This is a genomic window from Streptomyces sp. CA-251247 (genome assembly GCF_050952975.1).
GTDB lineage: Bacteria > Actinomycetota > Actinomycetes > Streptomycetales > Streptomycetaceae > Streptomyces > Streptomyces achmelvichensis.
In genome coordinates, this window is the sequence record NZ_CP191861.1 from 6,261,738 (window position 1) to 6,276,073 (window position 14,336).

At 70.1% G+C, this 14,336-nt stretch carries 10 protein-coding genes; 6 read left to right on the forward strand and 4 right to left on the reverse strand.

Annotated features, from left to right (window positions below; translation table 11 throughout):
* Nucleotides 1-80: 80 nt before the first annotated feature.
* The 6 genes from ACQPWZ_RS27765 to ACQPWZ_RS27790 all read left to right on the forward strand — a co-directional run bounded on the left by ACQPWZ_RS27765 (nt 81) and on the right by ACQPWZ_RS27790 (nt 8,891).
* Nucleotides 81-1,193, forward strand: a complete 1,113-nt coding sequence (locus ACQPWZ_RS27765; protein WP_340475968.1) for a sugar ABC transporter substrate-binding protein — start codon at nt 81-83, stop codon at nt 1,191-1,193.
* A 176-nt stretch (nt 1,194-1,369) separates the two neighbouring features.
* On the forward strand, nt 1,370-2,158 hold the full coding sequence (locus ACQPWZ_RS27770; RefSeq protein WP_313943543.1) for an ATP-binding cassette domain-containing protein: 789 nt from the start codon (nt 1,370-1,372) through the stop codon (nt 2,156-2,158).
* Nucleotides 2,155-3,456: a sugar ABC transporter permease gene (locus tag ACQPWZ_RS27775; protein ID WP_340475969.1), complete on the forward strand. Its 1,302-nt coding sequence runs from the start codon at nt 2,155-2,157 to the stop codon at nt 3,454-3,456. The genes ACQPWZ_RS27770 and ACQPWZ_RS27775 overlap by 4 nt, the downstream gene beginning before the upstream one ends.
* A 163-nt stretch (nt 3,457-3,619) precedes the next feature.
* Nucleotides 3,620-5,533 (forward strand): 1-deoxy-D-xylulose-5-phosphate synthase, encoded by a 1,914-nt coding sequence (gene dxs, locus ACQPWZ_RS27780; protein ID WP_340475970.1) that lies wholly within the window; start codon nt 3,620-3,622, stop codon nt 5,531-5,533.
* Nucleotides 5,534-5,705: 172 nt separating this feature from the next.
* Nucleotides 5,706-7,253, forward strand: a complete 1,548-nt coding sequence (locus tag ACQPWZ_RS27785; protein ID WP_433572652.1) for an amino acid permease — start codon at nt 5,706-5,708, stop codon at nt 7,251-7,253.
* Between the two features lie 138 nt (nt 7,254-7,391).
* Entirely contained in the window at nt 7,392-8,891 is a 1,500-nt protein-coding gene (locus ACQPWZ_RS27790) for an ArnT family glycosyltransferase (protein WP_356702167.1), read from the forward strand.
* Here ACQPWZ_RS27790 and ACQPWZ_RS27795 read toward each other — a convergent pair.
* The 4 genes from ACQPWZ_RS27795 to ACQPWZ_RS27810 all read right to left on the reverse strand — a co-directional run bounded on the left by ACQPWZ_RS27795 (nt 8,867) and on the right by ACQPWZ_RS27810 (nt 14,300).
* On the reverse strand, nt 8,867-9,253 hold the full coding sequence (locus ACQPWZ_RS27795; protein WP_340475973.1) for an NYN domain-containing protein: 387 nt from the start codon (nt 9,251-9,253) through the stop codon (nt 8,867-8,869). The two genes, ACQPWZ_RS27790 and ACQPWZ_RS27795, sit on opposite strands and share 25 nt — an antisense overlap.
* 67 nt (nt 9,254-9,320) lie before the next feature.
* On the reverse strand, nt 9,321-11,447 hold the full coding sequence (locus tag ACQPWZ_RS27800; protein WP_313943537.1) for a 3-hydroxyacyl-CoA dehydrogenase NAD-binding domain-containing protein: 2,127 nt from the start codon (nt 11,445-11,447) through the stop codon (nt 9,321-9,323).
* The gene (locus ACQPWZ_RS27805; protein WP_340475975.1) at nt 11,444-12,664 is read right to left on the reverse strand and encodes a thiolase family protein; all 1,221 of its coding nucleotides are present in this window, start codon (nt 12,662-12,664) and stop codon (nt 11,444-11,446) included. The genes ACQPWZ_RS27800 and ACQPWZ_RS27805 overlap by 4 nt, the downstream gene beginning before the upstream one ends.
* Before the next feature lie 346 nt (nt 12,665-13,010).
* On the reverse strand, nt 13,011-14,300 hold the full coding sequence (locus ACQPWZ_RS27810; protein WP_356702173.1) for a ribonuclease D: 1,290 nt from the start codon (nt 14,298-14,300) through the stop codon (nt 13,011-13,013).
* Between the last annotated feature and the right edge of the window lie 36 nt (nt 14,301-14,336).

A 14,336-nucleotide genomic window follows, 5' to 3' on the forward strand; every position in this document is an offset into this window, starting at 1 on the left:
TTGACGCTGGCACCGGGGCCGAGTTGACTTCCAGCCACCTCGGCCGCAACGACGCGGCCCCGTCAGGGAGGTTTCCACAGATGAACGCACATCTGCGTCGTGCCGCCGTTGCTACTGCCGCCACCGCCATGGCCGTCTCGCTCGCTGCCTGTGGCAGCGCGAAGGAGTCCGGCGACAAGGCCAAGGAGTCGGGCGCCGCGAAGGGCGACGACATCACGGTCGGTCTGCTGCTGCCGGAGAACCAGACCGCGCGCTACGAGAAGTTCGACAAGCCGCTGATCGAGAAGAAGGTCGGCGAGCTGACGAACGGCAAGGCGAAGGTCGTCTACGCCAACGCCAAGCAGGACGCGACTCTGCAGACGCAGCAGGTCGACACCATGATCACCAACAAGGTCGACGTTCTGATCGTCGACGCTGTCGACTCCAAGGCCATAGCCGGTGGCGTCAAGAAGGCCAAGGAGGCGGGCATCCCCGTCGTCGCCTTCGACCGTCTCGCCGAGGGTCCGATTGACGCCTACACCTCGTTCGACAACGAAGAGGTCGGCCACGTCCAGGGCAAGGCGCTCCTCGGAGCGCTGGGCACCAAGGCCAAGGCCGGTTCCATCGTCATGATGAACGGTGCGATCACCGACCCGAACGCCGCGCTCTTCAAGAAGGGTGCGAAGGCCGAGCTCGAGGGCAAGGTCACCGTCGGCAAGGAGTACGACACCAAGGAGTGGAAGCCGGAGAACGCCAACGCCAACATGGAGGCGGCGATCTCGGCCCTCGGCAAGAACAAGATCGTCGGCGTCTACTCCGCCAACGACGGCATGGCGGGCGGCATCATCACCGCCCTCAAGGCCGCCGGCATCTCCCCGCTCCCGCCGGTCACCGGCCAGGACGCCGAGCTCGCCGGTGTGCAGCGCATCGTCGCGGGTGAGCAGTTCATGAGCGTCTACAAGCCGTACCAGCCGGAGGCCGCGGCCGCCGCCGAGATGGCTGTCGCGCTCGCCAAGGGCGAGAAGCTCGACTCGATCGCCAAGGACACCGTGGACAGCCCCACCACCAAGGGCGTCCCGACCGTGCTCGTCCCGGTCGTCTCGCTGACCAAGGACAACATCAACGACACGGTCATCAAGGACGGCGTCTACACCGTCCAGGAGATCTGCACCCCGAAGTACAAGGCCGCCTGTGACGCGGCGGGCCTGAAGTAAGGCCGTGGGCCCGTCCGGGCCCGCACCCGCAGAAGCCTGTCCGGCGCCCCGCCCCATCCCAACCACCCCGCTGATGGGGCGGGGCGCCGGACGGATCGCTTCGCCCCTGTTCCCTGCTGCTCAGCCTCCGCGCCACACCCCGGCGCGGCATCCCCGCCGGTCAGGCGGCGAAGGAGATGGTTCACGTGTCCGCTACGCCCGTGTTGGCGTTGCGAGGGGTCTCCAAGCGATTCGGTGCCGTCCAGGCGCTCACCGACGTAGAGCTTGAGGTCCACTCCGGAGAGGTCGTAGCCCTGGTGGGCGACAACGGCGCCGGAAAGTCCACGCTGGTCAAGACGATCGCCGGCGTGCACCCCATCGATGACGGCGTCATCGAGTGGGACGGCAAGTCGGTGTCGATCAACCGTCCGCACGACGCCCAGGCCCTGGGCATCGCGACCGTCTACCAGGACCTCGCGCTGTGCGACAACATCGACGTTGTCGGAAACCTCTACCTCGGCCGGGAGATCCGCAAGCGCGGCATTCTCAACGAGGTCGAGATGGAGCGTCGTGCACTCGAGCTCCTGAACACGCTGTCGATCCGCATCCCCAGCGTGCGCATCCCGATCGCCTCGCTGTCCGGTGGTCAGCGCCAGACGGTGGCCATCGCCCGTTCGATGCTCGGCGAGCCCAAGCTCGTCATCCTCGACGAGCCGACCGCGGCCCTCGGTGTCGAGCAGACCGCCCAGGTCCTCGACCTCGTCGAGCGGCTGCGCGAGCGCGGCCACGCGGTGATCCTGATCAGCCACAACATGGCTGACGTCAAGGCCGTCGCCGACAAGGTCGCCGTCCTGCGCCTCGGGCGCAACAACGGTGTCTTCGACGTGAAGTCCACGTCGCAGGAAGAGATCATCTCCGCCATCACCGGCGCCACGGACAACGCCGTGACCCGTCGTGCGGCGCGCAACGCGGAGGTTCAGAAGTGAACATCGACAAGACCTCCACGACGACCGGCGCGCCTGCGGACGCGCCCGTCGTGAACCCGGAAGCCGCCAAGGCCGCCGTCACCGCGGTCGACCCGCGGCTGCTGGTGCGCGAGCAGGGCCTCGCGGGCTACTTCTCCGAGTTCAAGCGCAAGATGCACGCCGGTGACCTGGGCTCGATTCCGGTCGTCGTCGGTCTGATCATCATCGGCGCGATCTTCCAGAGCCTGAACTCGAACTTCCTCTCCGCCGAGAACCTCAGCAACATCGCGGTCACGATGGTCGCCACCGGCATGATGGCGGTCGGCATCATCTTCGTCCTGCTGCTCGGTGAGATCGACCTGTCGGTCGGCTCCGTCAGCGGTGTCTCCGGCGCCGTCGTCGCGGTGCTGAGTGTCACCCACGGCATGAACGAGTGGCTCGCGATCCTCGTCGCGGTGGTCAGCGGCGCCGCCATCGGTGCGCTCCACGGCTTCTTCTTCGCCCGGATCGGCGCCCCCGCGTTCGCCGTCACGCTGGCCGGCCTGCTGTTCTGGCTCGGCTTCATGCTCCAGCTGCTCGGCACGAACGGCACGATCAACCTGGACGGCGAAGGTGTCGTCGGCAAGCTGACCACGTACTACTTCACCGACGTGGCCGCCGCCTACGGTCTGGCCGCGGTCGCCGTGGCCGGCTTCTTCCTCTCCAGCTTCTTCGACAACCGCCGCCGTGCGGCCGCCGGCATCCCGTCCCGGCCGCTCGTCGACATCGTGGTGCGCACCGTGGCCCTGGCCGTGATCGCCTTCGCCGGCGCGATCATGTTCAACCAGTACAAGGGCCTGCCGCTGGCGCTGGTCCTGTTCCTGGCCGTCCTCGTGATCACGGACTTCGTCCTCCGCCGTACCACCTACGGCCGGAAGATCTTCGCGCTCGGCGGCAGCGTGGAGGCCTCGCGGCGTGCCGGTATCAACGTCACGGCCATCCGGATCTCCGTCTTCTCGCTCGCCGGCACCTTCGCGGCCATCGGCGGCCTGTTCTGGGCCTCCAAGATCGCGGCGGCGAACCAGAGCGCCGGCGCCGGTGACCTGCTGATGAACGTCATCGCGGCGGCCGTCATCGGCGGCACCAGCCTCTTCGGCGGCCGGGGCCGGACCTGGAACGCCCTCCTCGGCGTCATGGTCATCGTCTCGATCCAGTACGGACTGGCTCTCGAGGGCATCGCCACCCCGATCCAGTACATGATCACCGGTGGTGTGCTGCTGGCCACCGTCGTGATCGACTCGATCACCCGCAAGACGCAGAAGACCGCAGGTCGCGCGTAGCACAACCAGCCAGTGCCCGGCACCGTGACACGGTGTCGGGCACTGCTGCGTCTGGGCCGTTGGAGTGATGCGGAACGCACCGCCCGATGACTGCGGTCCGTCGCGGAACATTAGACTCGACGAATCGGCACGCTCGACCAGCTCAACAGTCAAGGAGGCACGGGTGGCTTTGCTTACCCGTATCAAGGGACCGCGCGATCTGGACCGGCTCAGCCCGGAGCAGCTGGATCAGCTGGCCGCAGAGATCCGGACCTTTCTCGTCGACGCGGTCTCCAAGACCGGCGGACACCTCGGTCCCAACCTCGGCGTCGTCGAGCTGACCATCGCTCTCCACCGGGTCTTCGAGTCCCCGAAGGACAAGGTCCTGTGGGACACCGGTCACCAGAGCTACGTGCACAAGCTCCTCACCGGCCGTCAGGACTTCTCCCGGCTCAAGATGAAGGGCGGCCTCTCCGGCTACCCGTCGCAGGCCGAGTCCGACCACGACGTCATCGAGAACTCCCACGCCTCCACGGTGCTCGGCTGGGCGGACGGCCTCGCCAAGGCCAACGAGGTGCTCCGCAAGGACGACCACGTCGTCGCGGTCATCGGTGACGGCGCGCTGACCGGCGGTATGGCCTGGGAGGCGCTGAACAACATCGCCGCCGCCAAGGACCGCCCCCTCGTCATCGTCGTCAACGACAACGAGCGTTCCTACGCGCCCACGATCGGCGGCCTGGCCAACCACCTCGCCACCCTGCGGACGACCGACGGCTACGAGCGCTTCCTCGCCCGCGGCAAGGACATCCTGGAGCGCACCCCCGTCGTCGGCAGGCCGCTCTACGAGACCCTGCACGGCGCCAAGAAGGGCCTCAAGGACTTCATCGCCCCGCAGGGCATGTTCGAGGACCTGGGACTGAAGTACGTCGGCCCCATCGACGGCCACGACATCGAGGCACTGGAGTCCGCCCTCGCCCGCGCCAAGCGCTTCGGCGGGCCCGTGATCGTGCACTGCCTCACCGAGAAGGGCCGCGGTTACCAGCCCGCCCTCCAGGACGAGGCGGACCGCTTCCACGCGGTGGGCAAGATCCACCCCGACACCGGACTGCCGATCGCCAGCTCGGGACTCGACTGGACCTCCGTGTTCGGCGAGGAGATGGTCGAGCTCGGCAAGGAGCGGGAGGACATCGTGGCGATCACCGCCGCGATGCTCCAGCCGGTCGGGCTCGACAGGTTCGCCAAGGCCTTCCCCGACCGTGTCTACGACGTCGGCATCGCCGAGCAGCACGGCGCGGTCTCCGCGGCGGGTCTGGCGACCGGCGGTGTGCACCCCGTCTTCGCGGTCTACGCCACCTTCCTCAACCGCGCGTTCGACCAGGTCCTGATGGACGTGGCCCTGCACCGGTGCGGCGTCACGTTCGTGCTGGACCGCGCCGGTGTCACCGGCACCGACGGCGCCTCGCACAACGGCATGTGGGACATGTCGATCCTTCAGGTCGTCCCCGGCCTGCGGATCGCCGCCCCCCGCGACGCGGACCAGGTGCGGGCCCAGCTGCGTGAGGCGGTCGAGGTCGACGACGCGCCGACCGTCGTGCGGTTCTCCAAGGGCGCCGTCGGCCCCTCGGTGCAGGCCGTGGGCCGGGTCGGAGGCATGGACGTCCTGCGGGAGGCGAAGGTGGCCGACCCCGACGTGCTGCTCGTCTCCGTCGGCGCGCTCGCCCCGATGTGCCTGGAGATCGCCGATCTCCTCGACAAGCAGGGCATCTCCACCACCGTGGTCGACCCCCGCTGGGTCAAGCCGGTCGACGAGGCCCTCGCGCCGCTCGCCGAGCTGCACCGGGTCGTCGTCACCGTCGAGGACAACAGCAGGGTCGGCGGCGTCGGCTCCGCCGTCGCCCAGGCGCTGCGGGACGCCGGCGTCGATGTCCCGCTGCGAGACTTCGGCATCCCGCCGCGCTTCCTCGACCACGCCTCCCGCAAGGAGGTCATGGCCGAGATCGGCCTGACGGCGCCGGACATCGCCCGTCAGGTGACGGGTCTCGTGGCCAGGCTCGACGGCCGCTTCGACAGCGAGGCCGTGGAGCCCGCCCGCGACTGACCGTCACCCGGTTGACGCGAATGGCGCTGCACAGCGTGCATGAATAGGGGCCGGAGGGTCACCCTGGTGGGGTGGTCCTACCGGCCCCTTCGCGTGAAGCGTGCTTTGACGGCCGCCCGTGGACCACCCACCGTCCCGATGATGTCGGGGACGTCAAGCGTGGAGGTGCACGGTGAGCACACAGACAGACCCTGCAGGCGGCCCAGCAGGCAGAAAGGGCATCTTCCGGACCAAGACGGTCGAGCAGTCGATCCGCGACACCGAAGAGCCAGAGCATGCGCTGAAGAAGTCCCTCTCCGCCTGGGACCTGACCGTCTTCGGCGTCGGCGTCATCATCGGCACGGGCATCTTCGTCCTCACGGGTATCGCGGCCAAGGAGAACGCCGGGCCCGCGACCGCCCTGTCCTTCGTCGTCGCCGGCGTCGTCTGCGCACTGGCGGCGCTCTGCTACGCGGAGTTCGCCTCCACCGTGCCGGTGGCAGGTTCCGCGTACACGTTCTCCTACGCCTCCATCGGCGAACTGCCGGCCTGGATCATCGGCTGGGACCTGGTCCTGGAGTTCGCTCTCGGCACCGCCGTGGTGGCGGTCGGCTGGTCCGGGTACGCGCGGCACCTCCTGGACACCAATCTCGGCTGGCAGATGCCCGCCGCGCTGTCGGGACCCGATGCGGGAGGGCACTTCGACCTGCTGGCCTTCCTGCTCATCCTGGCGCTGACCGTCATCCTGGTCATCGGCATGAAACTGTCCGCCCGGATCACCGCGATCGTCGTCGCGATCAAGGTCACCGTGGTCCTGCTGGTCATCGTCGCGGGCGCGTTCTTCATCAAGGCCGACAACTACACCCCGTTCATCCCGCCGGCCGAGGCGCAGGACACGGGGGGCGGTCTCACGGCGCCGCTGGTGCAGGTGCTGTTCGGCTACGACCCCACCAACTTCGGCGTCATGGGCATCTTCACCGCGGCGTCCATCGTCTTCTTCGCCTTCATCGGGTTCGACGTCGTCGCCACCGCGGCGGAGGAGACCAAGAACCCCCAGCGGGACATGCCCCGCGGCATCCTGGGCTCGCTGGTCATCTGCACCGTGCTCTACGTGGCCGTGACGCTCGTCGTCACCGGTATGCAGAACTACAAGGAGATGTCGGCGACCGCGCCGCTCGCCGACGCCTTCAAGTCCGTCGACCAGCCCTTCTTCGCCGGTGCCATCAGCCTCGGCGCGGTCGTGGGCCTCATCACCGTCTGCATGATCCTGCTCCTGGGCCAGACCCGGGTGTTCTTCGCGATGAGCCGTGACGGGCTGCTGCCGCGCTTCTTCTCCGTCACCCACCCGAAGTTCCGGACCCCCCACCGGGCGACCATCGTGCTCGGCTGCGTCATCGCCGTCATCGCGGGCTTCACCAGCCTCGAGGCGCTCGCGGCCCTGGTGAACATCGGCACGCTCTTCGCCTTCGTGATCGTGGCCCTCGGCGTCATCGTCCTCCGCCGCACCCGCCCCGACCTGCACCGCGCCTTCCGCACCCCGTGGGTGCCGGCGCTCCCCATCATCTCCATCGGGGCGTCGATCTGGCTGATGCTGAACCTGCCGACCGAGACCTGGCTGCGGTTCGGCGTCTGGATGGTGATCGGTGTGGTCGTGTACTACCTCTACGGCCGCGGGCACAGCCGGTTGCAGACGCGAGCCGGGCACGGCGGATCCCTCCCGGGTGACGGGAACCCCAAGTAGCCCGGCGGGCCGCACCCCCGCTCAGCAGCAGTAACAGCGCCACCTTTCGCACCGGCCCCGTATGTCCTGCCCCGGCAGGACCTGCGGGGCCGGATACTGTGCGTTTCCGGGCCTGCACCCTGACCCGGAAAGGCACTCATGCCGGCGGAGCCGCCATCCTCGCTACGCCGCGTCCCCGCGCGGTCCCTGCCCCGGCAGCGCCGCCGGGTACCGGCCCCGGCGCGCCGTCTCCACTACTGGCGGCGCCTGCTTCCGGCCCTCGGCCTGCTCGCGCTCGTCACCCGCCTCCCGTCCTTCGGGCACCGGCTGTGGAGCCCGGACGAGGGCTATCTCGCCGTCCAGGCGCGGATACTGGCGGACGGCGGAGCGCTGTACGAGACGGTCGTCGACCGCAAGCCGCCCCTGCTGCCGCTGCTCTACGAGATGCTGTTCGCGCTGTTCGGCGACGAGTCGCTGCGCTCGGTGAGAGTCCTCGCGGTCCTCGCCCAGCTCGTCACCGCCGCACTGCTCGCCAGCATCGCCCGCCGCCGCTGGGGCGACCGCGCCGGGCGCACCGCGGGCGTGCTGTATCTGCTGGTGTCCATCGGTCTGAACCCCGAGGACGCCCAGGCCGCCACCTTCGAGGTCTTCATACTGCCGTTCACGGCCGCGGCCGTCCGGTACGCGGACCGCGGCCGCTGGGGCGCCGCGGGCGTCGCGGTGGCGGGGGCGTTCCTCACCAAGCAGACCGGCGGAGCCGTCCTCGGCCCGGTCCTGTGGTTGCTCTGGCAGACCGCGCCGGTGCACCGCAGCGCCCTGCTGCGCACGGCCCTGGGATTCGCCCTGCCGGTGCTGGCCGCCGCGTTGCTCACCGACCCGTCCGGCTTTCTGTTCTGGACGGTCACCGGATCAGGGGCGTACGCCTCGTTCACCGGCTCCGAACTGCACGTCCTGTCCCGGGCCGTGGCCAACACGGCGCTGCTCTCGGTCGCCTGCGCGGGACTGGTCCCGCCGGTCGTGCGGGTGCTGCGCAGTGCGCGCACGGGCGTGGGCGACCTCTGGCTGTGGCTGGCGTCCTCGGCGGCCGCCGTGCTGCTGGGTTTCCACTTCTTCGGGCACTACTACCTGCAACTGATCCCGCCGCTGGCCCTGTTGGCGACGGGCGCGCTGCAGATCCTGCCGCGTCACCGGCTGGCGTCCGCGCTGCTGTGGTCGGCCTGCGGCTGCGCCCTGTTCCTCCTGTGGGGGACGCTGACGCCTCGTCCGGAGCTGGCCCACGCCCAGCGCCTCGCGACGGCCGTACAGGCCCGCACAGGCCCCGCTGAGAGCGTTCTCGTGTGGGGGATACACCCGGAGACGTACTGGCTCGCCGACCGGCCGCCCGCCAGCCGCTTTCTGACGGCCGGACTGCTCACCAACTACAGCGGCGGCCGCAACGGCCCCCAGGTGGGGGAGAAGTACGGGGTGGACGGGGCCTGGCCCACGTTCGCCGACGAGATGCGCACCCACCCGCCGGCGCTGATCGTCGACGACTCCCGCGGCAAACCGTTCGCCCCCGAACGCGTCCCGACCCTGCGCAGGCTCCTGGAGCGGCACTACGAACCGCTCCCCGACGAGATCGACGGCGCGGTGCTCTACGTCCGCTCGTCCGGCGGCTGAAGCGCTCGGGGACCCACGCAGCCGGCGCCGAGCGCCTCGACCCGCCGCCGCAGTTCCCGGTCGGCGGTGACCACCACGATGTCCCGGCCGGCGTCCGCCTCGGCGACCAGCTCCACGATCCGGTCGTCACCGCTGCCGGGTGCCGAGGAGACCCGTACCGCGGGGATGCTCTCCACACCCCGCGCGGCCCCCTCCGCGACGAGCACCACGTCGAGGGGACCGGGATGCGTCGGCAGCCCGGCGGCGGCGACCTGCGGCAGCCGGTCGCGCAGTCGCTCCACGGCCCCGCGCCGGTCCCGCCACCAGCCGTCCGGCACGGATCCGATGACGTTGGCCGCATCGACGATCAGCAGGGGTTCCATACAGCCAGCGTGACATGCGAAGGCCCCGGCACCGAGAGAGGTGCCGGGGCCTTCGTCAGCGGTACGACTAGGCGGGGACGCTCGCGACGCCCTGCGCCAGGAACGGCTTGCCGTTCACCCGCTGGGAGACACCCTCACGGTCCAGGTACGGCGTGATGCCGCCCAGGTGGAAGGGCCAGCCGGCGCCGGTGATCAGGCAGAGGTCGATGTCCTGGGCCTCGGCCACGACACCCTCGTCCAGCATCAGACCGATCTCCTGCGCCACCGCGTCGAGAACGCGGTCGCGGACCTGCTCCTCGGTGAGGACGGAGTCGCCCTGCTGGAGGAGCGCGGCGACCTCGGGGTCCAGCTCCGGCTTGCCGGAATCGTAGACGTAGAAGCCGCGCTTGCCGGCCTTGACCACCGCGGCCAGGTTCGCCGAGACCGTGAACCGGTCCGGGAAGGCGCGGTTGAGGGTCTCGGAGACGTGCAGACCGATCGCCGGGCCGACGAGCTCCAGCAGGACCAGCGGCGACATCGGCAGTCCGAGCGGCTCGATCGCCTTCTCGGCGGTGGCGACCGGGGTGCCCTCGTCGATGACGTTCTGGATCTCGCCCATGAAGCGGGTCAGGATGCGGTTCACGACGAACGCCGGGGCGTCCTTCGTCAGGACCGCGGTCTTCTTCAGCTTCTTCGCGACACCGAACGCGGTGGCGAGCGAGGCGTCGTCCGTCTGCTCGCCGCGGACGATCTCCAGCAGCGGCAGGACCGCGACCGGGTTGAAGAAGTGGAAGCCGACGACCCGCTCGGGGTGCTGGAGCTTCGACGCCATCTCGGTGACGGACAGCGAGGAGGTGTTGGTGGCGAAGATCGCGTGGGCGGGGGCGACGGCCTCCACCTCGGCGAACACCTGCTGCTTGACGCCGATCTCCTCGAAGACGGCCTCGATGATGAAGTCGGCGTCGGAGAAGCCCTCCGCCTTGTCCAGCACACCGGAGACCAGGGCCTTCAGGCGGTTGGCCTTGTCCTGGTTGACGCGGCCCTTGCCGAGCAGCTTGTCGATCTCGGCGTGGACGTAGCCCACACCCTTGTCGACGCGCTCCTGGTCGATGTCGGTCAGGACGACCGGCACCTCGAGGCGGCGCAGGAACAGCAGCGCCAGCTGGGAGGCCATCAGGCCCGCGCCCACGACGCCGACCTTGGTGACCGGGCGCGCCAGGCTCTTGTCCGGGGCGCCCGCGGGACGCTTGGCCCGCTTCTGCACCAGGTTGAAGGCGTAGATACCGCTGCGCAGTTCGCCGCCCATGATCAGGTCGGCCAGCGCGGTGTCCTCGGCGTCGAAGCCGGCCTGGAGGTCGCCGTCCTTGGCGGCCGCGACGATGTCCAGGGCGCGGTAGGCGGCCGGGGCGGCGCCGTGCACCTTGGAGTCGGCGATGGCACGGCCACGGGCGACGGCCTGGTCCCAGGCGTCACCGCGGTCGATCTCCGCACGCTCGACGACGATCTCGCCCTTGAGGACGGACGCCGTCCACAGCAGCGACTGCTCCAGGAAGTCGGCGCCCTCGAAGATCGCGTCGGCGATGCCGAGCTCGAAGACCTGCGCGCCCTTGAGCTGCTTGTTCTGGTTGAGCGAGTTCTCGATGATGACCGAGACCGCGCGCTCCGGGCCGATCAGGTTCGGCAGCAGTGCGCAGCCGCCCCAGCCGGGGACGAGACCGAGGAAGACCTCGGGCAGCGAGAAGGCGGGGATGGCCTGCGAGACGGTGCGGTACGAGCAGTGCAGACCGACCTCGACACCGCCGCCCATCGCCGCGCCGTTGTAGTACGCGAAGGTCGGCACCGCGAGGTGGGACAGACGCTTGAAGACGTCGTGGCCGCCCTTGCCGATGGCGAGCGCGTCGGAGTGCTCCTTGAGCAGCTCCACACCCTTGAGGTCGGCGCCGACGGCGAAGATGAACGGCTTGCCGGTGATGCCGACGCCGGTGATCGAGCCCTCCGACGCCTCCTTCTCGACCTGGTCGATCGCGGCGTCGAGATTCGCGAGCGACTGCGGACCGAAGGTGGTCGGCTTGGTGTGGTCCAGGCCGTTGTCGAGCGTGATCAGCGCGAACCGGCCGGCGCCGGGCAGGTCGAGGTGGCGTACGTGCGCCTGCGTGACGACCTCGTCCGGGAACAGCTCGGCCGCGCCCTTCAGGAGTTCCGTGGTGGTGCTCACTTGGTGCCTCCGTCGAAGTGCGGGTTCTCCCAGATGACCGTCGCGCCCATGCCGAAGCCGACGCACATCGTGGTGAGGCCGTAGCGGACCTCGGGCTGCTCCTCGAACTGGCGGGCCAGCTGCGTCATCAGACGGACACCGGAGGAGGCCAGCGGGTGGCCGTACGCGATCGCGCCGCCGTACTGGTTGACGCGTGCGTCGTCGTCGGCGATGCCGTAGTGGTCGAGGAAGGCGAGCACCTGGACGGCGAAGGCCTCGTTGACCTCGAAGAGGTTGATGTCCTCGATCGACAGGCCCGCCTTGGCCAGCGCCTTCTCGGTGGCCGGGATCGGACCGTAGCCCATCACCTCGGGCTCGACGCCGGCGAAGGCGTACGAGACGAGACGCATCTTGACCGGCAGGTTGTTCTCGCGCGCGAACTCCTCGGACGCGATGAGCGAGGCGGTGGCACCGTCGTTGAGACCGGCGGCGTTGCCCGCGGTGACCCGGCCGTGCACACGGAAGGGGGTCTTCAGACCCGCGAGGCTCTCCAGCGTGGTGCCGGGCCGCATCGGCTCGTCCTGCGTGACCAGGCCCCAGCCGGTCTCGCCGGCCTCGGGGTTGGTGCGGCGGACCGAGATCGGCACCAGGTCCTGCTGGATCTTGCCGTTCGCGTACGCCTTCGCCGCCTTCTCCTGCGAGCGCACGGCGTACTCGTCGGCGCGCTGCTTGGTGATGTGCGGGTAGCGGTCGTGCAGATTCTCCGCGGTCATGCCCATGAACAGGGCGGACTCGTCGACGAGCTTCTCGCTCACGAACCGCGGGTTCGGGTCGACGCCCTCACCCATGGGGTGGCGGCCCATGTGCTCGACACCGCCGGCGACGGCGATGTCGTACGCACCGAAGGCCACGCTGCCCGCGACGGAGGTGACGGCGGTCAGGGCGCCGGCACACATGCGGTCGATCGAGTAGCCGGGCACGGACTGCGGCAGACCCGCGAGGATGCCGGCGGTGCGGCCGATGGTCAGGCCCTGGTCACCGATCTGCGTGGTCGCGGCGATCGCCACCTCGTCGATCTTCGCGGGGTCGAGGTCCGGGTTGCGGCGCAGCAGCTCCCGGATCGCCTTCACGACGAGATCGTCGGCCCGGGTCTCGTGGTAAATGCCCTTCGGGCCCGCCTTGCCGAACGGGGTGCGGACGCCGTCGACGAAGACGACGTCCCTGACGGTACGAGGCACGATGGCTCTCCTCCAGGGTGCGGGGTGGCACTGCTGCGGGGCGCGCTGAGCGCGCGCTTTCCTCCGGCCATGCTACTTGTGGGTAACCAAGCTGCCCACCCCAAGCGGCGGGAGCGGCGAACGTCACACCGGGGTGAGGCGCTTCAGCCGTTCCGGTGTGCGGATGCATGGGGGGTTGTGGCCCCGGGCCTCGATGGCCGGCAGGCCCGGAACATCCAGCCCGTCGGGAGGGGAGGACAGGCCCGCAAGGGTGTGCCGGCCCGCGGCGTGCGCGGGTTCTCGCGGGATCCCGACCGGACCGCGCGCCTCGATCGCGGCGGGGCCGGAGGCGCGGGGTCCCGTTGCGTCAGGTCGTCGCCGTCGCCGCCAGCGCGCGCGTCAGCAGCGGCGCCACCTGCTCGATCTGCCACGGCCGCGCCCCGTACGACGCCAGCGCCTGCGCCACCGCCTCGACCGACGGCTGCGCCGGCGGTTCCCAGCACACGCGCCGGACCGTGTCCGGAGTGATCAGATTCTCCTGCGGCAGGTTCAGCTCCTCCGCGAGCGCGGACACCGCCGCCCGCGCCGCCGTCAGACGTGCGGCGGCGGCCGGGTCCTTGTCGGCCCAGGACCGCGGCGGCGGCGGGCCGTTCAGCTGCTGGCCCGGCTGCGGCAGCTCGGCGTCGGGCAGTGCCTTCGCCCGGTCGACCGCCGCCTGCCACTGCTCCAGCTGCCGCCGGCCCATCCGGTGCCCGAACCCGGGCAGCGCGGTCAGTGCCTGAACATTCGCCGGGAGGGCGAGCGCCGCCTCCACGATCGCGCCGTCGCCCAGCACCTTGCCCGGTGACACGTCCCGCCGCTGTGCCACCCGGTCCCGGGTCGTCCACAGCTCCCGTACGACGGCCATCTGACGCCGCCTGCGCACCTTGTGCATGCCGGACGTCCGCCGCCAGGGGTCCTTGCGCGGGGGAGCGGGCGGCGCCGAGGCGATCGCGTCGAACTCCTGCTGGGCCCACTCCAGCTTGCCCTGCCGGTCCAGCTCCTTCTCCAGTGAATCGCGCAGATCGATCAGCAGCTCGACGTCGAGCGCGGCGTAGCGCAGCCACGGCTCGGGGAGCGGGCGGGTCGACCAGTCGACGGCGGAGTGGCCCTTCTCCAGGGCAAAACCGAGGACGGACTCCACCATCGCGCCGAGCCCGACCCGGGGGAAGCCGGCGAGCCGCCCGGCCAGCTCGGTGTCGAAGAGCCGGGTGGGGAGCATGCCTATTTCGCGCAGGCACGGCAGGTCCTGTGTCGCGGCGTGCAGGATCCACTCCGTGCCGGACAGCACCTCGCCCAGACCGGACAGATCGGGGCAGCCGATCGGATCGATCAGCGCGCTGCCCGCGCCCTCACGGCGCAGCTGTACGAGATAGGCACGCTGGCCGTAGCGGTAGCCGGACGCGCGCTCCGCGTCGACGGCGACCGGGCCGGTGCCGGCGGCGAACGCGGCGATCACTTCGGCCAGCGCATCGGCGTCGGCGACCACCGGCGGGATCCCCTCGCGGGGCTCCAGCAAGGGGATCGGTACTTCTTCGGCTGCGACGCCGTCGTCCGGGGGAGCGCCCCCGGCGGTTCGCAGTGCGGTCTCTGCTGCGGTCTCTTGGGCGTCGGTCACGTGTCAAGGGTATCTGTGAACGGACAGCGCCCGTCG